19 protein-coding genes and 2 pseudogenes are annotated in these 23,040 nt (G+C 72.2%); 4 read left to right on the top strand and 17 right to left on the bottom strand.

What is annotated here, in order from left to right; all coding sequences use genetic code 11:
* Nucleotides 1-82 precede the first annotated feature (82 nt).
* From ACMTAK_RS45295 to ACMTAK_RS45280, 4 genes are read right to left on the bottom strand one after another with little or no spacing between them, the layout of a single operon-like run.
* Complete coding sequence (locus ACMTAK_RS45295) at nucleotides 83-1,249, bottom strand: thiolase domain-containing protein (protein ID WP_413811546.1); 1,167 nt, start codon at nucleotides 1,247-1,249, stop codon at nucleotides 83-85.
* The gene (locus ACMTAK_RS45290; RefSeq protein WP_413811545.1) at nucleotides 1,246-2,322 is read right to left on the bottom strand and encodes a thiolase domain-containing protein; all 1,077 of its coding nucleotides are present in this window, start codon (nucleotides 2,320-2,322) and stop codon (nucleotides 1,246-1,248) included. The genes ACMTAK_RS45295 and ACMTAK_RS45290 overlap by 4 nt, the downstream gene beginning before the upstream one ends.
* Nucleotides 2,323-3,282, bottom strand: a complete 960-nt coding sequence (locus ACMTAK_RS45285) for a Zn-ribbon domain-containing OB-fold protein (protein WP_413811544.1) — start codon at nucleotides 3,280-3,282, stop codon at nucleotides 2,323-2,325.
* A gap of 60 nt (nucleotides 3,283-3,342) precedes the next feature.
* On the bottom strand, nucleotides 3,343-4,149 hold the full coding sequence (locus ACMTAK_RS45280; RefSeq protein WP_044579239.1) for a crotonase/enoyl-CoA hydratase family protein: 807 nt from the start codon (nucleotides 4,147-4,149) through the stop codon (nucleotides 3,343-3,345).
* A gap of 175 nt (nucleotides 4,150-4,324) precedes the next feature.
* Here ACMTAK_RS45280 and ACMTAK_RS45275 point away from each other — a divergent pair, with 175 nt between their 5' ends.
* Nucleotides 4,325-5,953 carry an acyl-CoA synthetase gene (locus ACMTAK_RS45275; RefSeq protein WP_413811543.1) on the top strand — a complete coding sequence of 543 codons (1,629 nt, stop codon included), beginning with the start codon at nucleotides 4,325-4,327 and terminating at the stop codon, nucleotides 5,951-5,953.
* A 104-nt stretch (nucleotides 5,954-6,057) separates the two neighbouring features.
* The gene (locus ACMTAK_RS45270) at nucleotides 6,058-6,576 is read left to right on the top strand and encodes a GNAT family N-acetyltransferase (RefSeq protein ID WP_413811542.1); all 519 of its coding nucleotides are present in this window, start codon (nucleotides 6,058-6,060) and stop codon (nucleotides 6,574-6,576) included.
* An 8-nt stretch (nucleotides 6,577-6,584) separates the two neighbouring features.
* On the opposite strand, the gene ACMTAK_RS45265 is transcribed toward ACMTAK_RS45270, so the two are convergent.
* The 11 genes and pseudogenes from ACMTAK_RS45265 to ACMTAK_RS45215 form a co-directional block, all read right to left on the bottom strand.
* A complete protein-coding gene (locus tag ACMTAK_RS45265) occupies nucleotides 6,585-7,199 on the bottom strand; it encodes a chorismate mutase (protein ID WP_413811541.1) in 615 nt (204 codons plus the stop codon).
* Nucleotides 7,200-7,414: 215 nt separating this feature from the next.
* On the bottom strand, nucleotides 7,415-7,861 hold the full coding sequence (locus tag ACMTAK_RS45260) for a DUF2267 domain-containing protein (RefSeq protein ID WP_413811540.1): 447 nt from the start codon (nucleotides 7,859-7,861) through the stop codon (nucleotides 7,415-7,417).
* A gap of 44 nt (nucleotides 7,862-7,905) precedes the next feature.
* Nucleotides 7,906-8,331, bottom strand: coding sequence for an Hsp20/alpha crystallin family protein (locus ACMTAK_RS45255; protein WP_138912416.1), 426 nt, complete (start codon nucleotides 8,329-8,331; stop codon nucleotides 7,906-7,908).
* An 88-nt stretch (nucleotides 8,332-8,419) separates the two neighbouring features.
* Complete coding sequence (locus ACMTAK_RS45250) at nucleotides 8,420-9,991, bottom strand: acyl-CoA synthetase (protein ID WP_413811539.1); 1,572 nt, start codon at nucleotides 9,989-9,991, stop codon at nucleotides 8,420-8,422.
* A 95-nt stretch (nucleotides 9,992-10,086) separates the two neighbouring features.
* Nucleotides 10,087-11,190 (bottom strand): NAD(P)H-dependent flavin oxidoreductase, encoded by a 1,104-nt coding sequence (locus ACMTAK_RS45245; protein WP_413811538.1) that lies wholly within the window; start codon nucleotides 11,188-11,190, stop codon nucleotides 10,087-10,089.
* Nucleotides 11,191-11,298: 108 nt separating this feature from the next.
* Nucleotides 11,299-12,855: a phytoene desaturase family protein gene (locus ACMTAK_RS45240; RefSeq protein WP_413811537.1), complete on the bottom strand. Its 1,557-nt coding sequence runs from the start codon at nucleotides 12,853-12,855 to the stop codon at nucleotides 11,299-11,301.
* Between the two features lie 87 nt (nucleotides 12,856-12,942).
* Nucleotides 12,943-13,221, bottom strand: a pseudogene (locus ACMTAK_RS45235) (tetratricopeptide repeat protein); the annotation flags it as partial.
* A gap of 1 nt (nucleotide 13,222) precedes the next feature.
* Nucleotides 13,223-13,615 (bottom strand): annotated as a pseudogene (locus ACMTAK_RS45230) (protein kinase domain-containing protein); the annotation flags it as partial.
* A 22-nt stretch (nucleotides 13,616-13,637) separates the two neighbouring features.
* Nucleotides 13,638-14,588, bottom strand: coding sequence for an oxygenase MpaB family protein (locus tag ACMTAK_RS45225; RefSeq protein ID WP_413811536.1), 951 nt, complete (start codon nucleotides 14,586-14,588; stop codon nucleotides 13,638-13,640).
* 232 nt (nucleotides 14,589-14,820) lie between these two features.
* Nucleotides 14,821-15,237 (bottom strand): VOC family protein, encoded by a 417-nt coding sequence (locus tag ACMTAK_RS45220; protein ID WP_210950036.1) that lies wholly within the window; start codon nucleotides 15,235-15,237, stop codon nucleotides 14,821-14,823.
* 10 nt (nucleotides 15,238-15,247) lie between these two features.
* Nucleotides 15,248-15,676 (bottom strand): helix-turn-helix transcriptional regulator, encoded by a 429-nt coding sequence (locus ACMTAK_RS45215; protein ID WP_413811535.1) that lies wholly within the window; start codon nucleotides 15,674-15,676, stop codon nucleotides 15,248-15,250.
* A 319-nt stretch (nucleotides 15,677-15,995) separates the two neighbouring features.
* Here ACMTAK_RS45215 and ACMTAK_RS45210 point away from each other — a divergent pair, with 319 nt between their 5' ends.
* Entirely contained in the window at nucleotides 15,996-18,389 is a 2,394-nt protein-coding gene (locus ACMTAK_RS45210) for an ATP-binding cassette domain-containing protein (RefSeq protein ID WP_413811534.1), read from the top strand.
* Between the two features lie 36 nt (nucleotides 18,390-18,425).
* Here ACMTAK_RS45210 and ACMTAK_RS45205 read toward each other — a convergent pair whose 3' ends face one another.
* A complete protein-coding gene (locus ACMTAK_RS45205; RefSeq protein ID WP_413811533.1) occupies nucleotides 18,426-19,616 on the bottom strand; it encodes an acyl-CoA dehydrogenase family protein in 1,191 nt (396 codons plus the stop codon).
* Between the two features lie 134 nt (nucleotides 19,617-19,750).
* Entirely contained in the window at nucleotides 19,751-21,859 is a 2,109-nt protein-coding gene (locus ACMTAK_RS45200; RefSeq protein ID WP_413811532.1) for a pyridoxamine 5'-phosphate oxidase family protein, read from the bottom strand.
* A 141-nt stretch (nucleotides 21,860-22,000) separates the two neighbouring features.
* Here ACMTAK_RS45200 and dhaK point away from each other — a divergent pair, with 141 nt between their 5' ends.
* The gene (dhaK, locus tag ACMTAK_RS45195; protein WP_413811531.1) at nucleotides 22,001-22,993 is read left to right on the top strand and encodes a dihydroxyacetone kinase subunit DhaK; all 993 of its coding nucleotides are present in this window, start codon (nucleotides 22,001-22,003) and stop codon (nucleotides 22,991-22,993) included.
* Nucleotides 22,994-23,040: the final 47 nt, after the last annotated feature.

Here is a 23,040-nt window from a genome sequence, read left to right as displayed (position 1 = left end):
CTCCCGCATCGTCGTCCGCGCCCCACCCTAGCGATCGTGGCCGGTGCCGCACAGGCCACGAAAGGAGGAGTGAGCAGGAGACTCACCCGGCGGGTGAAGTGTCCGCGACCACCCACATCGAGAAGAACTGCGAGCCTCCCCCATAGGCGTGGCCGAGCGCCTTACGGGCGCCGTCGACCTGGTGTTCGCCCGCCCGCCCGCGCACCTGGAGCGCGGCCTCGGCGAACCGCAGCATGCCGGACGCCCCGATGGGGTTGGTGGACAGCACCCCGCCCGACGGATTGACCGGAAGTTCGCCGTCGAGCTCGGTCACCCCCGACTCGGTGAGCTTCCAGCCCTCCCCCTCGTCCGCGAAGCCCAGGTTCTCCAGCCACATGGGTTCGTACCAGCTGAAAGGCACATACATCTCCACCGCGTCGATCTCCCGGCGCGGATCGGTGATCCCGGCCTGGCGGTAGACATCGGCCGCGCAGTCCCGGCCGGCCCTCGGCGAGACGAAGTCCTTCCCCGCGAAGAGCGTCGGCTCACTGCGCATGGCGCCGCCGTGCATCCAGGCGGGCGGATACGGGGCGCGGTCCGCGCCCGCGCGGTCGGTGAGCACCATGGCGCAGGCGCCGTCCGAGGAGGGGCAGGTCTCGGAGTAGCGGATGGGGTCCCACAGCATCGGGGACGACCGCACCTGGTCCAGCGTCAGATCGTGCTCGTGGAGATGCGCGTAAGGGTTGCGCAGGGCGTTGCGGCGGTCCTTGTAGGCCACGAGGGCGCCGGTGCCGGAGGGCGCGCCGGTGCGCCGCATATACGCCCGGACGTGCGGGGCGAAGAATCCGCCCGCCCCGGCCAGCAGCGGCTGCTGGAAGGGGATGGGCAGGGACAGCCCCCACATGGCGTTGGACTCCGACTGCTTCTCGAAGGCGAGGGTGAGGACGGTTCGGTGGACACGGGCGGCGACCAGGCCAGCGGCCACCAGCGCGGTGGAGCCGCCGACCGAGCCCGCGGTGTGCACGCGCAGCATCGGCTTGCCGACCGCGCCGAGCGCGTCGGCGAGGTACAGCTCGGGCATCATCACGCCCTCGAAGAAGTCGGGGGCCTTGCCGATGACGACGGCGTCGATGTCCGCCCAGGTCAGCTGGGCGTCCTCCAGGGCCCGCACGGCGGCCTCCCGGACCAGCCCGGCGATGGATACGTCCCGGCGTGCGGCGGTGTGCTTGGTCTGGCCGATCCCGACGACGGCCACCGGCTCCTTCGTCATGAGGCATCCCCTTCCAGGACGGCCACCAGGTTCTGCTGGAGACAAGGGCCCGAGGTGGCGTGGGCGAGGGCCCGGTCGGCGGCGCCGCGGTGGATGGCGGCGGCGGCCTCGCCGAGGCGGATCAGCCCGGCGGCCATCATGGGGTTGGCGGCGAGCGCCCCGCCGGACGGATTGACGCGTACGTCCTCCCCCAGCCGCAGCTCACGGCGGAGGATCAGCTCCTGTGAGGTGAACGGCGCATGCAGCTCGGCCAGGTCGACGGGGGTCTCGAAGGCGCCCGCGCGCTCGGCGGCGAGCCGGCTGGACGGGGAGCGGGTGAGGTCCCGTACGCCGAGGCCGTGCGCCTCCATCCGGTGGTCCATGCCGCGGATCCAGGCGGGGCGGCGGCAGAGCCGGCGCGCGGTGTCCCCGGCGGCGAGCACGACGGCGGCCGCCCCGTCGCCGACCGGCGGGCAGTCGTGGCGGCGCAGCGGCCGCACCAGATACGGCTCGTCCAGGAGTGCGTCGGGCGGGGGTGAACCGGCGAGCTGGGCATGGGGGTTGTCCTCGGCGGCGGTCCGGCTGCGGGCCGCGACCCCGGCCAGCGCCCGCTCGTCGGCGACGGTGTCCCCTGTGTCCTCCGCGTCGAGCAGCGCCTGGGCCTGGAGGGCGGCGAGGGAGACCGAGTCCGGCCACAGGGGCGCCACGTAGTACGGGTCGAGCTGGCGGGTGAGGACCTCCCGCAGATCGCCGGGCGAGGACTTGCCGTACGAGTAGACGAGCGCGGTATCCGCCTCCCCGGTCAGCAGCCGCGTCCATGCCTCGTACAGCGCCCAGGCGCCGTCCATCTCCACATGGGACTCCGAGATGGGCGGCCAGGCGCCGACGCCGTCGAGGGCCATGGTGAAGGAGAAGGCGCGGCCCGCCAGATAGTCACAGGAGCCGGAGCAGGTGAAGTCGATCTCGCCCGCCCGGAGTCCGACGGCGCCGAGCACCTGGTGGAGGACGGGCATCAGCATCTCGACCTCGGAGATCTCCGCGGTGTCGCGCCGGTGGTCGCTCTGGCCGAAGGCGACGATGGCCACCTCTCGCATCTACAACAGCTCCTTGTAGGTGTCGTAGTCGGCGTCGGGTTCGCCGGTGGGGCGGTAGTGGTCGGGGTAGCGGCCGTCCTCGCTCCATACGGGCTCCACGCGCAGCCCCATGCGCACCTTGTCGTAGGGGATGCCGCCGATGCGTGCGTGGAGGGCCAGATCGGCGCCGTCCAGGGCGATGTGGGCGTAGACGTAGGGCACCTCGATATCGAGGTTGCGGGCCTTGATGTTGACGATGCAGAAGGTGGTGACCGTGCCGCGCGGGCCGACCTCCACCTGCTCTTCGGTGGCGACGCCGCAGGTGGGGCAGGCGCCCCGGGGCGGGACGTACACCTTGCGGCAGGACGGGCAGCGCTCCCCGTAGGTGGTGCGGCCCGCGAGGGCCTTCAGATAGCGCGACTGGGCGCGGCCGGGCGCGTAGGTGTAGTCGAGGCGGGCGGGGGCCACGATGCCGCTGACGGGGTCGGTGAACGTACCCCCGTGCGGCACGGCTTCGCCGCCCTCGGCGCCGTCGTACGGTTCGAAGCAGGCGATGTCGGTGATGGCGCCCTCGCGCTCCGCGGCCCAGCGGATCCGCACCCGCATCCCGGTGCGCACGGCGTCGGGGCCGGGTGCGTCGAGCGCGTGGAGGAGGGCGGTGTCCGCGCCGTCCAGCCGCACCAGCACCCAGGCGAAGGGGGCGCTCAGAGGCTGGCCGCGGCGCGGCGAGGGGTTCCAGGCCCAGGTGGTGACGGTGCCGGTGGGGGCGACCTCGACGAGGTCGGACAGCTCATCGGCGGTGACCGGGTCGTATTCGACGGGCGGCACCAGCACCCGGCCGTCGGTGGTGCGCACCCCCAGCACGGTGCGTGTCCGCAGTCCAGTGAGGAAGGCGCTCTGCACCGGGCCGAGGGAGCGGGTGAACGGGAACTCGACGACCAGAGGTGCCTGGAGCACCTCGGGTGAGGGGGCCGGGGTCATGGGGGTGCGTCTCCTTCCGCGCGGCCGCGGGGTGGGTGCGGCGGGCCTGAGGTGTGGGGGTCACGCCCGGCGGTAGACCGGCGGCCGTTTCTCCGCGAAGGCTTTCGAGCCCTCCTTGGCGTCGGCGGTGTCGAAGATGGGCCAGCCGCGCTCCAGTTCGGACTTCAGGCCGTCGGTCTCGGTCATCTCGGCGGTCTCGTAGACCGACGCCTTGACCGCCTCGACGGCCAGCGGACCGTTGGCGTTGATGAGCTCGGCGAGCTCCAGGGCCTTCTCCAGCGCCGTGCCGTCCGGGACGACATGGCCGATCAGCCCGATCCGCGCCGCCTCCTCGGCCGGATAGGGGCGCCCGGTGAGCAGCATCTCCAGGGCGTGGGTGCGGGGCAGTTGGCGGGCCAGCCGTACGGTGGAGCCGCCAATGGGGAACAGCCCGCGCCGGACCTCGAAGAGCCCGAAGGTGGCGCCGCGGCCCGCGACCCGGATGTCGGTGCCCTGGAGGATCTCGGTGCCGCCCGCGACACAGGGGCCCTCGACGGCGGCGATCACCGGCTTGCGCGGCCGATGGTGGCGGAGCATGGCTTTCCAGTGCAGATCGGGGTCGGCCGCGAGGCGGTCGCGGACATGCTGTCCGTCCATCCGGCCGCCGCCCGCGAGCGCCTTGAGGTCCATTCCCGCGCAGAAGGCCCCGCCGGCGCCGGTGAGCACCACGGAGCGCACGGCGTCGTCCTCGTCGGCCTCGGTCCAGCCGTCGTACAGCCCGACCAGCATCGGCAGCGAGAGCGCGTTCCTGGCCTCGGGCCGGTTCAAGGTGAGCACCAGGGTCGCGCCGACGCGCTCGACGATGAGGTGTTCGGTCCCGCTTGTCACGACGTCCTCCCGTCTCGAGACCTAGAACAGGTTGCAGCAGCCGGGGGCCGACTTCAAGAGAAATCTGATGCTCAGTCAGATTTCTTGTTCCGCAACCCTTCCCACCTCATCCCGGCGCGGCTCTAATGAGCGCCGAGCCGCCGGAACGAGGGGTATCGAGGGGTCAGGAGGAGTCGTGGAGTACAACCTTGCCGACCTGTTCGAGTCGATCGTCGACACGGTGCCCGGCAGAGAGGCGCTGGTGTACCTCGACCAGCCCGGCACCGGGGCCGAGCGACGGCTCAGCTACGCCCAGCTGGACGCGGCCGCCAACCGGCTCGGCCACCATCTGATGGACAGCGGTATCGCCCCGGGCGAACATGTCGGACTGCATCTGTGCAACGGCGTGGAGTACCTCCAGACCGCGCTGGCCTGCCTGAAGATCCGGGCGGTGCCGGTGAACGTCAACTACCGCTACGTCGAAGACGAGTTGGCCTACCTCTACCGGGACGCGGAGTTGGCCGCGCTGGTCTACGACGCCGAGTTCGGCGAACGGGTGGCCGCCGCGCTGCCCCACACCGGCACCCTGCGCCATCTGGTGCGGGTCGGCACCGGCGACGGCCCCGGTGCGTCCGTGGCGTTCACCGACGCCGAGGCGTCCGGGTCGCCCGAGCGCGGCTTCCCGGCCCGGTCCGCCGACGACCGCTTCATCATCTACACCGGCGGCACCACCGGGATGCCCAAGGGCGTGGTCTGGCGGCAGGAGGACCTCTTCTTCTCCGGTCTCGGCGGCGGCGCCCCGACCGGCCAGCCCGTCGAGCGCCCGGAGGAGCTGGCCGAGCGGGTGGCCGCGGGAGGCGAGGGGCTGGTCTTCTTCCCCACCCCGCCGCTGATGCACGGAACCTCCACGCTTACGGCCTTCATCGCGTTCAACTTCGGTCAGAAGGTGGTGTTGCACCGTAAGTTCATGCCGGAGGCTGTACTGAGGACGATCGAGAAGGAGAAGGTCACCGCGGCCTCGCTGGTCGGCGACGCGATGCTGCGGCCCCTGGTGGACGCCCTGACCGGCCCCCTCAAGGGCACCGATCTCTCCTCGCTGCTCAGCGTCAGCAGCTCGGGCGCGATCCTCTCGGAGACCGTACGCGCCCAATTCGCCGAGCTCTCCCCGCACACTTTGCTGCTGAACAACTTCGGCTCCTCGGAGTCCGGGTTCAACGGCACGGCCACCGACGACTCCGGCCCCGAGAAGGGCTTCCGGCTACGCGTCAACGCCCGTACGACGGTGGTGGATCCGGCGACCCTCGCCCCGGTGGCACCCGGTGAGCCCGGCCGGATCGCCCAGCGCGGCCATGTGCCGCTCGGCTACTACAACGACCCCAAGAAGACCGCCGAGACGTTCTTCGAGGCGCACGGGGAGCGCTGGGTGCTGCTCGGCGACATGGCGACCGTCGACGAGAACGGTGTGATCACCGTCCTCGGGCGCGGTTCCCAGTGCATCAACACCGGGGGCGAGAAGGTCTATCCGGAGGAGGTCGAACAGGCCCTGAAGGCCCATCCGGATGTGTACGACGCGCTGGTGGCGGGCGTGCCGGACACCCGCTGGGGCCATCGCGTCGCGGCCGTCGTCCAGCCCCGTACGGAGGCGTCCGGACTCACCGCCGACGCCGTCCGCGACCACTGCCGGGAGCGGCTCGCGGGCTACAAGATCCCCCGTACGGTCGTCTTCACCGACCGCATCCAGCGCTCCCCCAGCGGCAAGGCGGACTACCGCTGGGCGCGGGCGGTGGCGGAGGGAGCGGACCAGGGCGCCGCACACGGTGGATGAACCGCCGCGGCGGCTAGGCTGACCGGGTGACCCTTCCGCCTGTGACTCCTGCGACTCCCGTAACGGACAGCCTTCCTCCTGTACCTCTCGCCGACGGGATCACGATGCGGATCGCCGTCGAGGACGACGCCGAGGCGCTCGCGGACGCGTTCACGCGCAACCTTGAGCATCTGCGCCCCTCCAGTCCACGGCGGGACGAGAGCTTCTTCACCGCCGACGGCCAGGCCGTCCGGCTGCGGGACCAGCTGGAGCAGTGGCAGTCGGGCCGGCTGGTGCCCTGGGTGCTGGCCGGCGGCGAGCGGATCCTGGGCGCGGTCACGCTGTCGCATATCGTCCTCGGGCCCTGGCGCAACGCCCATCTCGGCTACTGGATCGACGCCGGGCACGTCGGCCGCGGGCTGGCCACCCTGGCCGTCCGGTCCGTCTGCCGGACGGCCGATGAGCGGCTCGGGCTGCACCGGATCGAGGCCAGCACACTGGTGGAGAACGTCCCGTCCCAACGCACCCTGCTGGGCTGCGGATTCACCCGGATCGGCATGGCGCCGGACTATCTGCACATCGCCGGGGCCTGGCGGGACCATCTGCTCTTCCAGCGCGTCCTCAACGACCGCCCCGTGCCCTGACCGCCGCCTTACGGCGCTCCGCGCTCGCACACCGAGGGCAGCGAGCGGCCCAGCGCCACGGTGTGCAGCGGGTCCAGATGCCGCCCGTGGACCACGGCGGCGGTCCCCGCCGTGAGGTGTCCCACGCAGGAGCGGGACTCGCGCACGGCCGCCGAGTCCGCGATGGCGCGCACGAGTTCGCCGTTGATCCGGTTGATCTCCAGCCGGACCCGGTCGAGGTCGGGGCGTTCGGTGGGCACCTGTGAGGGGTCGGCGTCCCAGCGGCTGTAGAGGCCGCGCTGGACGGCCTTGCCGGCCTCGATCTGGTCGCGGAAAATCCGCGATGTGGCCACCGGGTCGGCGCCCAGTTCCTCGGCCTGCCGCGCCACCGCCTCCAGCACCTCCCGCTCCCGCGCCGGATCGTCGATCGGGCTGTCCGTGCCCCACTTCGCGGCGGCGACCTCGTCGGCCACCAGCACCCGCTGCGCGGACAGGTCGACCAGCGGCCACAGAGTGCCGTGCTGGACGCGGGCCGGGCCGGCCGGTGCGGCCGGTGCGGCGACGGCGGCGGTGGCCCCGGTGGCCAGCACGGCGGCGGCCAGCACGGCGATCAGCGCATGACGCGGGGACGGATGCGGTCGCACGGGGCGAGGTTCCTCTCTCGGCGGTACGGGCGGCCCCGCGTCGTCGTCGGGACGGCCCGGGGTGACCCGAGGCGCCGTCCGGGCGGCACCTCGGCGTCGTCCGGGCGGCCCCGGTGGCGTCCGGCGGGTTCTGGAACGATAGGGCGCCGCACCGCGAGCGCGCCACAGGGCCGGTCCCGCGGGAAGCGGAACCGGCACCGTGAGCGTCGGCCGGATCAGGCGGGCTGTGGCGGCCGGGCCAGCTCGGCCTGGCCGAACAGCAGGGCATAGCCCTCGGGGAGCTGGCCGAGGATGCGGCGCAGCAGCTGCGGGCCCGCCGCCCGCCCGATGATCCCCAGCACCGATCCGGCGTCCCAACGGGCGGTCGCCGGGGTCGATTCGGGGATGTGAGCGGCGATGTCCTTGACGAATCCCCAGCCGGTCAGCCGGTCGGGGCCTGGGATCTCGGCGGCGAGCACCCGCGCCGCCCTCCGGGGCAGCGCCGCGGCGAGGGCGACCCGCTCCTCACCGGTGAGCTGGCGTCCCAGGGCGGCCAGCACGGTGCGGGTGACCTCCTCGGCCCTTTCCCGGGTGGGGTAGAGGCCGTCGTACCGCACCGCCTCGATCAGCTCGTCGTACGTCATACCGGGCTGCTGCCGCCCCGGGCGACGCTGCTGGAACATGGGTGTGAGGGCGCCTTTCTCGTGAAGGGGTGGTGGGAGGTGCGTCAGGCGGTCAGCTGGCGGGGGGTGCCCGCCCCGTCGCTGACCTTGATCTTGCGCGGCTTGGCCTTCTCCGAGACCGGCAGGCGCAGGGTGAGGACCCCGGCGTCGTACGAGGCGTCGATCCGCTCGGTGTCGAGGGTGTCCCCGAGGATGAGCTGACGGGTGTGGAGGCCGGAGGGGCGCTCCGAGGCGATCATCTCGGCGCCCTCGGGGGCCGGGGAGCGCCGCTCGGCGCGGACGGTCAGCACATTGCGCTCGACATCGAGGTCGATGGTGTCCGGATCGATGCCCGGGAGATCGAAGTGGACGACGAACTCGTCGTCCGCGCGGTAGGCGTCCATCGGCATGGCGGCCGGCCGTACGGCGGTGCCGAGCAGTTGCTGGGACAGCCGGTCGAGTTCCCGGAAGGCGTCGGTGCGCATGAGCATCACAGATCACTCCTTTTCGTTCGCGCTGTGTGCGATGCCCTATGCATAGTTATATAGCGCGACCGACATTAAGTTGACAACCCCACGCTCAATGTGGGGTCTGACCAGCGTCGACCGCACCCTCCCAGTACGGCTCGCGCAGCCGCCGCTTGTAGAGCTTGCCGTTGGGGTCGCGTGGCATCTCGGCGATGAACTCCACCGACTTGGGGCATTTGTAGCCCGCGAGCCGGGTGGTGCAGTGGGCGAGGATCTCCTCGGCCAGACCGGGCCCCGGCGCATGCCCCTCGGCGGGCTCCACGACCGCGATGACCTGCTCGCCCCAGTCCTCGTGGGGGATTCCGAAGGCGGCGGCGTCGGCCACGGCCGGATGGGTGAGCAGCGCGGCCTCGATCTCGGCGGGATAGATGTTGACCCCGCCGGAGATGATCAGGTCGATCTTGCGATCGCGGAGGTAGAGATAGCCGTCCTCGTCCAGGAGACCGAGGTCGCCGACGGTGAAGAAGTCGCCGATGCGGTTCTTCTCGGTCTTGGACTTGTCCTTGTGGTAGGCGAAGCCCCCGGTGCTCATCTTCATGTAGACGGTGCCGAGTTCACCGGCCGGGAGCCGGGTGCCCTCGTCGTCGAAGATGGCGATCTCGCTGATGGGCCAGGGGCGGCCGACGGTTCCCGGTTTCTTCAGCCAGTCCTCGGCGGTGGCGAAGGCGCCGCCGCCCTCGCTGGCCGCGTAGTACTCCTCGACACAGCCGCCCCACCAGTCGATCATCCCGCGCTTGACGTGGTCGGGGCAGGGCGCGGCGCCGTGGATGGCGTGGCGCATCGACGAGACGTCGTAGGACCGCTTGACCTCGTCGGGGAGGGCGAGCAGCCGGTGGAACTGGGTCGGCACCATATGGGTGTGCGTACAGCGGTAGGTGTCGATCAGGCGCAGCATCTCCTGGGGCGTCCACTTGTCCATCAGCACCAGGGGATGGCCGATGTGCAGCGAGGAGCTCGCGAACTGCAGGACGGCGGTGTGGTACAGCGGTGAGCACACCAGATGGACGTGGTCCGGCTCCTCGGCGCGCGGGGTGATGCCGAAGAACCGCAGGAAGCCGCCGAGGTGGCTCTCCTCGGGGAGCTTTCCGGTCAGCGCACGGCGGATTCCGCGCGGCCGGCCCGTGGTGCCGGAGGTGTAGTTCATCACCCAGCCCAGCTCGCGGTCGGCGGGCGGTTCCTCCGGCTGGCCCTCGAGGAGCTCGGCGTACGGGCGGAATCCGTCGATGGCGCCGACGGCGTAGCGGTGGGTCGCGGGCAACCCGGCCTCGTCGGCGGCCGCTGCCGCCTGCCCGCCGTAACGCTCATGCGCGATCAGCACCTTGGCGCCGGAGTCGGAGACGATCCAGGCGATCTCGGGGCCGACCAGATGGTGGTTGACCGGCACCAGATAGAGCCCGGCCTGGGTGGCGGCGAGCGCGGCGACGAAGAACTCCACCCCGTTGGGCAGGACGACCGCCAGGGCGTCGCCGCGGCGCAGCCCGGCGGCACGCAGCCCGGCGACGAGCCGGTTGCACGCGCTGTGCAGCCGCCCGGCGGTCCACTCCTCGCCGTCCGGGGCGATGAGCACGATGCGGTCGGGCTCGAGCGCGGCCTGGGCCCAGAAGCCGTTGGGTGTAGGGGACATGGCGGTCCGGTCCTCCTTCTGACGGCGGGGTCGGGGGAATGTCGAACGGGGGTTGACGGACGGGGGTGGGCGGTGGTGTGCGGGGGCGGGCGCGGTCAGGCGCGTCCGGCGACGCGGTTGACGCGGTCGATGGCGCGCTCGAAGCCGCGGGTCAGCTCGTCGAAGACCGCCTGCACCGGGCGGACGGAGTCCATCCGGCCGACGATCTGGCCGACCGGCGTCCCGAGCAGCGGTTCCACCTCGTACTTCTGGATGCGCGAGACGGCCTCGGCCACCAGCAGCCCCTGGAGCGGCATGGGCAGCGGGCCCGGGCCGTCCGGGTCCTCCCAGGCGTCGGTCCACTCGGTGCGCAGCTGGCGGGCGGGTTTGCCGGTGAGGGCGCGGGAGCGCACGGTGTCCCCGGATCCGGCCGCCAGCAGCTTGCGGGTGAGGGCCGCCGAATGGAGTTCGGCCTCCTCGGTGGTGAGCCAGAGGGAACCGATCCACACGCCCTGGGCGCCCAGCGCCAGCCCGGCGGCGATCTGCTCACCGCTGCCGATGCCGCCCGCTGCGAGTACCGGCAGCGGGTCCACGGCCCGCACCACCTCGGGGGTGAGCACCATGGAGGCGATCTCGCCGGTGTGGCCGCCCGCCTCATAGCCCTGGGCGACGATGACATCCAGCCCGGCCTCCTTGTGGTGGAGGGCGTGGCGGGCGCTGCCCGCGAGGGCGGCCACGAGGATGCCGTGGTCATGGGCGCGGGCCACGACATCGGCCGGAGGTGAGCCCAGGGCGTTGGCCAGGAGTTTCACGGGGTAGTCGAAGGCCACGTCGAGCTGGCTGCGGGCCACCTGCTCGAGCCAGCCGGTGATCCGCCAGCCGGACGCCTCGCCCTCGGCCAGCTCGGGGACGCCGTGCTTGGCGAGGGTCTCCCGGACGAAGGCGCGGTGGCCTTCGGGGATCATCGCCTCGATATCGGCCTCGGTGACGCCCTCCACCTTCTTCGCGGGCATGACGACGTCCAGGCCGTACGGTCTGCCGTCGGTGTGCGCCTCCATCCAGTCGAGGTCGCGGGCCAGCTCCTCGCCCGCGCCGTAGCGGACCGCGCCGAGCACACCGAAGCCGCCGGCCCGGCTGATCGCCGCGGCCACGGCGGGGAACGGCGTGAACCCGAAGACGGCGTGCTCGATACCCAGCCTTGTGCTCAGCTCCGTCTGCATGGTCGGCAGGATGCCGCAGGGCGCCGGACGAAGGAAGAGTTTTTCTGACGCTACGTCAGATTCAGAGCGAGAAAACCGCCCCCGGGGCCTCCGGAGGGCTCCCGGGGGTCACTTCTCCAGCACCGCCATGGCCGCGTTGTGCCCGGGGATCCCGCTCACCCCGCCGCCGCGCACCGCGCCCGCGCCGCAGAGCAGCACATTGGCGTGGCGCGTCTCCACGCCCCAGCGGCCGGTGCCCTCCTGGGCGTACGGGAAGGCCAGGTCCCGATGGAAGATGTTGCCGCCGGGCAGCCGCAGGTCGGCGTCCAGGTCCAGCGGGGTCCTGGCCTCGACGCAGGGCCGGCCGTCGGCGTCCCGCGCCAGACAGTCGGTGATCGGCTCGGCCAGATGGGCGTCCAGCTCCGCGAGGGTGGCGCGCAGCAGCGCGGTGCGCGCCGCGTCGTTGTCCTCGGTGAACAGCCGGGCGGGGGTGTGCAGTCCGAACAGGGTCAGGGTCTGATAGCCCTCGCGGGCGAGCTCCGGGCCGAGGATCGACGGGTCGGTCAGCGAGTGGCAGTAGATCTCCGACGGAGGCCGGTGGGGCAGCTCCCCCGCGGCCGCCTGGCGGTACGCCTCCTCCAGCGCGCCGTAGCCCTCGGCGATGTGGAACGTCCCGGAGAACGCCTCGCGCGGGTCCACCGCGCGGTCGCGCAGCGCGGGCAGCCTGCGCAGCAGCATGTTCACCTTGAGCTGTGCCCCTTCGGCGGGCGGGGCGGGCGGCTCCTCGCCCAGCAGCCGGGCCAGCTCGCGCGGCGCCGCCCCGACGAGTACGTACCGGGCGGCCGCGGTGCCCTCCCCCGCCTCGCCCTCGTACCGCACCTCCGCCGAGGTGCCGTCGGTGGCGATCGACATGACCTCGCGCCCGGTCGCGATCCGCGCGCCCGCCGCGCGGGCGGCGTCGGCGAGGGCGTCGGTGAGCGCGCCCATGCCGCCGACGGGGACGTCCCAGTCGCCGGTGCCGCCGCCGATCACGTGGTACAGGAAGCAGCGGTTCTGACGCAGCGACGGGTCGTGGGCCCGGGTGAAAGTGCCGATGAGCGCGTCGGTGAGGACCACACCCCGGACGAGATCGTCGTCGAACGCGGCCTCGATCGCCTCCCCCAGCGGCCGCTCGAACAGCGCCTGCCACGCCGCCTCGTCCCCGATCCGCGCCCGCAGCTCCTCCCGGGTGGGCAGCGGCTCGGTCAGCGTGGGGAAGACCCGCTCGGCGACGCGCTGGGTCATGCCGTAGAACCGCTCCCAGGACTCGTACTCCCGCTCCGACCCGGTCAGCCGCTCGAACGCGGCACGCGTCCGGCCCGTGGCGGCGGTGTCCACCAGCAGCCCGGTGGGGCGCCCGTCCCGGACGTCGGGCGTGTACGAGGACACCGCCCTTTTGCGCACCGCGAAGCGCAGTCCGAGGTCGTCGACGATCCGCCGCGGCAACAGGCTGACCAGGTAGGAGTAGCGGGACAGCCGTGCGTCCACCCCGGGATAGGGCCGGGTGGACACGGCCGCGCCACCGGTGTGGCCGAGGCGCTCGAGCACCAGCACGCTCCGCCCGGCGCGGGCGAGGTACGCGGCGGCGACCAGACCGTTGTGACCACCGCCGACGATGACGATGTCGTACGCATCGCTGTGAGACATGCCCTCTGGTTAGCACGCGGTGATCGCCGGGGCCAGGCCGCTCGGGGGCCACCTCGGCCGCCAGGGGATCGCCTCCGCCGCCGGAGATCAGCTCGGCCGTGTCCGCCGCCCCGCCGTCTCGGCTGTCTCAGTTGTCTCACTTGTCCCGGCCGTTTCAGCCGTCCCGGCCGCCTCTTCGCGGCGGCCCAGCCGCTCCAGGCAGTGCGCCTCGTCGCCGCGGCTGACCAGGGTGTCGGGGTGGTCCGGGCCCAGGACGCGCTCGCGCAGGGCGCAGACCTCCCGCGCCTCGGCGAGCGCCTCCTCCCCGCGGCCCAGCCGCCCCACGCCGACGCCGAGGCCGTGCCGGGCGCGCAGGGTCTCCGGATCGGGTGTAGGCGAGGGCCTCGGCCACCTGCTCGGCGATGTCCAGCACCTCGGGGACCGGCAGCGGCCCGCGCGTCGTCGCCCGGCAGCCGGCCGAGGTCACGGCCCTCCAGCAGTTCCATGACCAGGTACAGCACGCCCTCGTGCTCGCCGAAGTCATGCACCACCGTGACCCCGCGGTGCTGCGGCGCCGCGGCCACCCGCGCCTCCCGGCGGAAGCGCTCGCGCACCACACCGGTGAACGAGGGGTCGTGCCGCGACCCCGGCGGTTTGAGGCATGTGACGGCGACGCGGCGGCCGAGCGACTCGTGCCGCGCCCGCCACACCTCGCCCATCCCCCGCGCCCGATCCGGTCCAGCAGCCGGTACCGGCCCTGGATCAGCTTGGTGTCCGCCATGCTCCCCCCGCCTTGGCGGAAGTCAGCTCCCGCCGCCCCCGTGGAGACCGGCCTCGAACGGCCGTGCCCCCGTCGGATCCCCGCCGTCCGGTATGGCCGCGTTTCTGCGCAGTTTGTAGGGCGAGGGGCGGCTGCCCGGGCCGAGCCGTTCGACCGCCCGCATGATGTGCTTCGGCGGCAGCTGCCAGCGGGCCTTGGGCGGGATGCAGCGCAGCGCCCTGCCCATCGCCCGCAGCCTGCGGGTGACCACCCGTGGCGGGGGCGCGGGGCGCCCGTACAGTGCGTGGGCGTACGGGGGCAGGGTCCCGTAGGCGAGCGAGGCGAAGCGCCCCCAGATCACCTCGCGCGCCGGGACGAGCAGGGCATGGACCGGGGGCCGCCGCAGAAAGGCGTCCACCTCGCGGGCCTCGGGGGTGGCGGCGAGTTCGGGGCGCACCGTCGCGAAGTACGCGGCGAGCGCCGCCGTATCGGCCGGTACGTCGGCGGGGTCGAGGCCGACCAGCCGGGCGGACACCACGTTCTCGGCGACATAGGCGTCGGCCTGGGCGTCGGTGAGCGGATAGCCGGAGCGCCGCATCACATGGAGGTAGGAGTCGATCTCGGCGCAGTGCACCCACAGCAGCAGCTCGGGCTCGTCGACGCCGTGCCGGGCCCCGGTGGCCGGGTCGGTCAGGGAGAGCCTGCGGTGAATGCCCCGGACCTTGGCGCCCGCCCGCTCGGCCGCCTCGGTGGTGCCGTAGGTGATGGTGGCGACGAACCGCGCGGTGCGCAGCAGCCGTCCCCAGGCGTCCTTGCGGAAGTCGGAGTTCTGGGTGACGCCGCGCACCGCGAGCGGATGCAGCGCCTGGAGGTACAGGGCTCGCACGCCCGCGATCCACATCACCGGGTCGCCGTGCATCTGCCAGGTGACCGACCGCGGGCCGTAGAGCCCCGGGTCGCCGTCCGATCCGCCCCGCCGTATGGCCGCCGCCATGGCCACCACCTCCCGACGGCCAGCCTACGGAGTGTCCGGCGGACCACGCGGCGGAGCCGCGTCTTCCAGCCCCTCCGGCGATTGCGGAGCGGGATCTGGGGCGGAGCCCCAGTTGAGGGAAGGGGCGGGTAGGGGGAAGCACCGATATGCGGCTCCGCCGCGTGGCCCGCCGCAGGCGTCAAGATGCGCCCGGACAGGCCCAGGCGTCAGCCCGGGGCGGGACCGCCTGGCGTCACTTCTTGAGCGGCTGGGTGAAGCGCAGCAGATTGCCGGCGGGGTCGCGGAAGGCGCAGTCGCGGACGCCGTAGGGCTGGTCCATGGGCTCCTGCAGCACCTCGCCGCCCGCCGTGCTGATGCGCTCGAAGGTGGCGTCGCAGTCGTCCGTGGCGAAGAGGACGCCGCGCAGCAGGCCCTTGGCCAACAGCTCCGCCATGGTCTGTCTGTCGGCCGGAGAGGCGTTCGGGTCGGCCAGGGGCGGCTCCAGGACGATGCTCACGTCCGGCTGCGAGGGCGACCCGACCGTCACCCAGCGCATCCCCTCGAACCCGACGTCGTTGCGCACCTCGAGGCCGAGCACATCGCGGTAGAAGGCGATCGCCTTGTCGTGGTCGTCGACGGCGATGAAGCATGTGGAAAGGGTGATGTCCATGCCGCTCACGCTACGGCCGGGCGGCGGGGCCCGCTTCTCCATTCCTGACCGGTCGCGTGTGGATCTTGGCCATGCACGCCGGGATGGCGGCGCCGTGGGCATGGCTGCGGGCCCGGTAGCTGCTCGGGCTCTCGCCGACCAGCTGTGTGAAGCGCGAGCTGAACGACCCCAGCGAGGTACAGCCGACCGCGATGCAGACCTCGGTCACCGTGAGGTCGCCGCGCCGCAGCAGCGCCTTGGCCCGCTCGATACGGCGGGTCATCAGATAGCCGTACGGGGTCTCGCCGAAGGCGGCGCGGAAGCTGCGCGAGAAATGGCCCGGCGACATCAGGGCGCCCCGCGCCAGCGCCGGGACGTCGAGCGGCTCGGCGTAGTCGCGGTCCATCCGGTCGCGGGCCCGCCGCAGCCGGACCAGGTCATCGAGATCCTGCCGTTTCACCGGCTCAGTTTCCCACAGCGGGAACCGATCAGGAGGGAAACCGATCAGGAGGGAAACCGGTCAGGAGGGAAACCGGTCAGGAGGGAAACCGGTCAGGAACGAAGAAGCCCCGGTCACGGGGGCATGGCTAGCGTCTGCGGCACCGACCGCGACCCCGCGGGCAACATGATCCGCATCGGCGAGCTGCCCTGAGCCGTACCGCGGACACAGCCATGACCTGCGAATCGGACGTATTGTTCGAAGCCGGTCAGGTCGATTCGGGCGACACCGGCGGGGGCCGCGCGGGCGACCCCCGCCCGAACAGACAGATGGAGACACCATGAGCAGGGCCACGGACACGGACACGGGGTCGCCTGAACCCCACGCCGCCGACAGCCACGATCTGATCCGGGTGCACGGCGCGCGTGAGAACAACCTCAAGGACGTCAGCATCGAGATCCCGAAGCGCCGGCTCACGGTGTTCACGGGCGTGTCGGGCTCGGGCAAGAGCTCGCTGGTGTTCGACACCATCGCCGCCGAGTCACAGCGGCTGATCAACGAGACCTACAGCGCCTTCCTCCAGGGCTTCATGCCGAACCTGGCGCGCCCCGAGGTCGATGTGCTCGACGGGCTGACCACCGCCATCACGGTCGACCAGCAGCGGATGGGCTCCGACCCCCGCTCCACCGTGGGCACCGCCACCGACGCCAACGCGATGCTGCGCATCCTCTTCAGCCGGCTCGGCACACCGCACATCGGCCCGCCCGCCGCGTACTCCTTCAACGTGGCCTCGGTCTCGGCGACCGGTGGCTTCACGGTCGACCGCGGGGCCGAGAAGACGAAGACCGAGAAGGTGAGCTTCAGCCGCACCGGCGGCATGTGCACCCACTGCGAGGGCCGGGGCACGGTCTCCGACATCGACCTCACCCAGCTGTACGACGACTCCAAGTCGCTCTCCGAGGACCCGTTCACCATTCCCACCTACACCGGGGACGGCTGGGTGGTGCGGGTCATCTCCGAGTCGGGCTTCTTCGACAAGGGCAAGCCGATCCGCGAGTACACCAAGAAGGAGCGGCACGACTTCCTCTACCGCGAGCCGACCAAGGTGAAGATCAACGGGGTCAACCTCACCTACGAGGGGCTGATCCCGAAGCTCCAGAAGACCTTCCTGTCCAAGGACCGGGAGTCGATGCAGCCGCACATCCGGGCCTTCGTGGACCGGGCGGTCACCTTCGCCGAGTGTCCCGAGTGCGACGGCACCCGGCTCAGCGAGCTGGCCCGATCCTCGAAGATCGGCAAGGTCAACATCGCCGACGCGTGCGCGATGGAGATCCGTGACCTGGCCGGCTGGGTCCGCGGGCTGGCGGAGCCGTCGGTGACGCCGCTGCTCACCAAGCTCCAGCACACCCTGGACTCGTTCGTGGAGATCGGCCTCGGCTATCTCTCGCTCGACCGGGCCTCGGGCACGCTCTCCGGTGGCGAGGCGCAGCGCACCAAGATGATCCGCCACCTCGGCTCCTCGCTCACCGATGTCACCTACGTCTTCGACGAGCCCACCATCGGTCTGCACCCGCACGACATCCAGCGGATGAACAACCTGCTGCTGCGGCTGCGGGACAAGGGCAACACCGTGCTCGTGGTGGAGCACAAGCCGGAGACGATCGCCATCGCCGACCATGTCGTGGACCTCGGCCCCGGCGCCGGCACGGCGGGCGGCACCGTGTGCTTCGAGGGCACCGTCGAGGGGCTGCGGGCGAGCGACGGCGTCACCGGCCGCCATCTCGACGACCGGGCCACGCTCAAGGAGACGGTCCGCAAGGCCACGGGGCAACTGGAGATCCGCGGCGCGTCCGCGAACAACCTGCGCGACGTCGACGTCGACATCCCGCTCGGGGTGCTCTGCGTCATCACCGGCGTCGCGGGCTCCGGCAAGAGCTCGCTCGTCCACGGCTCCATCCCGGCCCCGGAGGGTGTGGTCTCGGTGGACCAGACCCCGATCCGCGGCTCACGCCGGAGCAACCCGGCCACGTACACCGGGCTGCTGGACCCGATCCGCAAGGCGTTCGCGAAGGCCAACGGCGTCAAGCCGGCGCTGTTCAGCGCCAACTCCGAGGGCGCCTGCCCCACCTGCAACGGCGCCGGTGTCATCTACACGGACCTGGCGATCATGCAGAGCGTGGCCACCGCCTGCGAGGACTGCGAGGGCAAGCGGTTCAGCGCCTCGGTGCTCGAGTACCACCTGGGCGGCCGTGACATCAGCGAGGTGCTGGCGATGCCGGTGACCGAGGCCGAGGAGTTCTTCGGCAGCGGGGAGGCGCGCACCCCGGCGGCCCACAAGATCCTTCAGCGGATGACGGACGTCGGACTCGGCTACCTCACCCTCGGCCAGCCGCTCACCACGCTGTCCGGTGGCGAGCGGCAGCGGCTCAAGCTGGCCGTGCACATGGCCGACAAGGGCGGGGTCTACGTCCTCGACGAGCCGACCACCGGGCTGCACCTCGCCGACGTCGAGCAGCTGCTCGGGCTGCTGGACCGCCTCGTGGACTCCGGCAAGTCGGTCATCGTCATCGAGCACCACCAGGCCGTCATGGCGCACGCCGACTGGATCGTCGACCTCGGCCCCGGCGCCGGTCACGACGGTGGCCGCGTCGTCTTCGAGGGCACCCCGGCCGACCTGGTGGCCGCCCGGTCCACCCTCACCGGTGAGCACCTCGCGGAGTACGTCGGCGGCTGACCGGGATCCTTATGGGCGGCGCCGCCGTGCGGCGGCTCAGCGGCGCACCCGTGGCATCCCCAGCCCGATCCAGGAGATGATCTCCCGCTGGACCTCGTTGTTGCCGCCGCCGAAGGTGAAGACGACGCTGCTGCGGTAGCCGCGCTCCAGCTCGCCGTGGAGGACCTCGCCCGCCGAGCCCTCCTTGAGCGGACCGGCGGCCCCGACGATCTCCATCAGCCAGGCATAGGCGTCACGGCGCGCCTCGGAGCCGTAGACCTTGACGGCGGAGGCGTCCTGCGGGGTGAGGGCCTCGCGCTCGAGGGCCTCCACCATCTGCCAGTTGAGCAGCTTCATGGCGTCCAGCCGGGCGTGGGTGCGGGCCAGCCGGGCGCGCACCCAGCCCAGGTCGATCACCCGGCGGCCGTCGGGGAGCTTGGTGTCGGCGGCCCACTGCCGGACACCGCGCAGGGCGCGGATGGCCATGGTGCCATGGGCGGCGAGGGTGACCCGCTCGTAGTTGAGCTGGGTGGTGATCATGCGCCAGCCCTCGTTCTCGGCACCGACGCGGCGGGTGGCCGGAACGCGGATGTTCTCGTAGTAGCTGGCGGTGGTGTCGTGGGAGGCGAGGGTCTTGATGAGGGTGGCGGAATAGCCGGGGTCGTCGGTCGGAACCAGCAGGATGCTGATGCCCTTGTGGGGTTTGGCGTCGGGGTCGGTGCGGACCGCGAGCCACACCCAGTCGGCGGTGTCGCCGTTGGTGGTCCAGGTCTTCTGGCCGTTGACGGTGTAGTAGCCGGAGGTGGTGTCGCCGTCGCGCACCGCGCGGGTCTTGAGGGAGGCGAGGTCGGTACCGGCGTCGGGCTCGCTGTAGCCGATCGCGAAGTCGATCTCGCCGGAGAGGACCCTGGGCAGGAAGTACGCCTTCTGCTCCTCGGTGCCGAACCGCATGATGGTGGGCCCGACGGTGTTGAGCGCCATCAGCGGCAGCGGCACCCCGGCCTGGGCCGCCTCGTCGAAGAAGATGAACTGCTCGACCGGGCCGAGCCCGCGCCCGCCGTACTCCTCGGGCCAGCCCACCCCCAGCCAGCCGTCGGTGCCGAGCCGGCGGATGGTCTCGCGGTAGAACCGCTTCTGCCCGGCTGAGTCGGCGTAGCGGGCGTAGGCGTCATCGGGGACCAGTTCGGCGAAGTACGCGCGCAGCTCATCGCGCAACCGCCGCTGATCAGGGGTGTATTCGAGGTCCACGGCCCCTCCTGGAGTCTCGCGTGCGCCATGACGGCGGGCTGGGAGCGTCCTGGGATCGAGGGGCACGGTAGAACGTGTTCCAACAATACGGAAGGGCCGTGGACCGGCCGGTCGGCCGGTCCACGGCCCGGGTCTCAGCCCTCCACCCGGGGCGGGCTGTCGTCGGTGCCGCGCCGTACGACCCGTACCGGCTGGCCCGGACGCCAGGTGCGCAGCACCATCTCGCCGCCCTCCGACGCGGTGTGCACCACCTCGGTCACCTCCGCGCGGAAGAGGTGGAAGGGCTCGGGCGGCCGGATCTCCTCGGCGAAGCGGGCGATCGTCCCGGGGTCGGTCACCTCGACCGCCCGGCCGCTCACCCGGACGTCGCCCTCGGTCAGGTCGTCACCCGGGCCGGGGTTGGCCTGCACCGAGAACCGGGGATCGCGGCGCAGGTCCAGTGCCTTGCGCGACTCCGGCATCATGCCGAGCCACAACTCACCGGAGAGGAAGTTCACTTCGAGCGGTGTCACCCGCGGGGATCCGTCCTGGCGCAGGGTGGCCAGCACATGGTGGCGGTAGCGCCGGAAGCGGTCCTGGGCGTAGTCGGCGAAGGCGGGCTCGGCCGCCGCGAATCCGGCCCAGCTGGTGGTCGGGTAGGTCATCGTCATGGCGCCCATGCTCGGACCGTTTCCGGACGTCTCCTGTCGGGATTTCCGGGCTTCCCACTCGCGCGCCTGGTCCGGTGGCAGATACGCGTTCCACTCGGTGCCCGGCAGCGGATAGGCGACCCAGGTGCGGGCGTAGGCCGGGGGCCGGGCCCTGCCCCGGCGCAGGAGCAGCGCGGTCGGTTCCCGGGCGGCGCGGCGCAGCAGCGAGGGCAGGGTGGCGGACCGGTTGTTCCCGCTGGTCTGGGCGGAGGAGCAGCCCGCGTGGTACGCGACGGGCAGGGCGCGGTCGCCGGTCACCAGGCAGGGCGGGCGCAGCCCCAGCCGCTGGAGCCCCTTCGCGGCGGTGCGATAGCGGCCGGTGGTGGCGTCGGACTGCTCGGCGGTGTGGTTGAGGATGACGAACTGGCTCGCCAGATGGAGCGTGATGATCACCCCGAGGGCGACCGCCAGGTGCTGCGGCGACCGCGCGGCCCGTACGGCGCGGAACACCAGCCCGGCGATCGGCAGCGCCAGCAGCGCGTACGAGGGCATCAGGAAGCGCGGTGCGGAGTAGCCGATGAGCAGCAGATAGGGCAGAGCGAGGGTGGCCGCGCAGGCGATGGGCAGCACGGTCAGCGGTACGGCCGGGGGCCGGACGGCCGGGCGGCCGAGCCCCACCCGCACCCGGCGCGACTCCTGGCGGTCGCGCAGGGCGGTGTGTACGGCGAGGAGGGTCAGCACGGGCAGCGCCAGCCACCACACGGTCAGCTCCGGGTGGCGCAGCGGCACCTCACAGGGGCGGCACAGCTGGGGCCCGTTGAGGCTGCGCAGCGCGGCGCCGACGCTGAAGTGCAGGCCCATGCCGCCCTCGACGTCGCTGGAGACGTTCAGCCGTTCCCCGATGCCGCCGAAGCGGTCGTACGCCTCGCCGATCCACTGGGCGGCGCCGAGCAGCGGTCCGCCGATCAGCGGAAGCAGGGCGGGGCGCCAGGCGCGCACCCCGATCGCGCCGATCAGCAGCGGCAGGGTGAGCCATCCCCCGTCGGGGGTGCGCACCAGGGTGACGCCCGCGAGGACGGCGGCCAGCCACCAGCGGGCGTTCGGTTCGTCCGGCACCCGGAGGAACCAGCCGACGGCGGCGACGGCGCCGATCGCCACCCAGAGGTTGGGCATCACCGCGGGCCCGCTGATCTGGGTGATCCACAGCCCGGAGAACAGCAGCGCGGCCAGGGCCACCTGGGGCGCGGGCAGCAGCCGGGTCCAGACCCGGAAGGCGCCGTAGAGCGCGCCCGCGGACAGCAGCATCAGCAGGACCCGCAGCGCCGGAATGGAGTCGGTGGCGGACACGAGGGGCGCGACCAGGAGACTGACGCCGCGCGAGCGGGGTGCGCTGAAGTACGCGGGCGGGGTGCGCGGATCGACCTGGGAGACATACACGGACTCGTCCCAGCCCAGCGCGTGGCCGGTGTGCGGGATCACCATGGCGAGCTGGACCACGGCGTATCCGATGGCGACCAGGCCGAGCCAGGGGGCCGGACGACGATACCGCTGCGGCGGGCGGGGCTGGGGGCGCGGGGGCAGGACGGCGGCCGCCGGTGCGGCAGTATTCTCCATGCGCGCACCATATGATGACTATGTACCTTTTTCGTCCTATTAGGCCATTCGGCTCAGTGTCCAAGGGGTGCCAGGGACGCGGCGGATCCGTACGCTGGTGCAGCGGTGCACACCCCCATCCGGCGGAGGACGGACACACCCATGAAAATGCTCATCAACGTCCCCGAGACCGTGGTCGCCGACGCCCTGCGCGGACTGGCCGCCTGCCACCCCGAGCTGATCGTCGACGTCGACAACCGGGTGATCGTCCGGCGGGACGCGCCGATCGAGGGCAAGGTGGGGCTGGTCTCCGGCGGCGGCTCGGGGCACGAACCGCTGCACGGCGGTTTCGTGGGCCCCGGCATGCTCGACGCCGCCTGCCCCGGTGAGGTGTTCACCTCCCCGGTGCCGGATCAGATGGTGCGCGCCGCGGCGGCGGTGGACAGCGGCAAGGGCGTGCTGTTCATCGTCAAGAACTACACGGGCGACGTACTCAACTTCGACATGGCCGCCGAGCTCGCCGAGGACGAGGGCATCCAGATCGCCAAGGTGCTGGTCAACGACGACGCGGCGGTCACCGACAGCCTCTACACGGCGGGCCGGCGCGGCACCGGCGCCACCCTGTTCGTGGAGAAGATCGCGGGCGCGGCGGCCGACGAGGGCGCGCCGCTGGAGCGGGTGGAGTCGATCGCCCGGCGGGTGAACGAGCTCTCGCGGAGCTTCGGCGTCGCGCTCAGCGCCTGCTCCACCCCGGCCAAGGGCGGCCCCACCTTCGACCTGCCCGCCGGGGAGCTGGAGTTGGGCGTGGGCATCCACGGCGAGCCGGGGCGTGAGCGGCGGGCGATGATGACCTCCCGCGAGATCGCCGACTACGCGGTGGAGGTGGTGGTCGAGGATCTGCGCCCGGACAGCCCGGTGCTGCTGCTCGTCAACGGCATGGGGGCGACCCCGCAGCTGGAGCTGTACGGCTTCGCCGCCGAGGTGCACCGGGCGCTCGGCGAGCGCCGGGTGGCGGTGGCGCGTACGCTCGTCGGCAACTACGTCACATCACTCGACATGGCGGGCGCTTCGATCACGCTGTGCCAGGTCGACGAGGACCTCCTGCGGCTGTGGGACGCGCCCGTGCGGACCGCCGGGCTGCGCTGGGGCGCCTGAGGCCGGCCGTCCCCCGATACGTACGCTGTCGCCGTTGGCTACACCCC

It is taken from the genome of Streptomyces lacaronensis, assembly GCF_047337785.1.
Lineage (GTDB): Bacteria > Actinomycetota > Actinomycetes > Streptomycetales > Streptomycetaceae > Streptomyces > Streptomyces lycopersici.
This window is presented reverse-complemented; position numbering and strand designations above follow the sequence as displayed.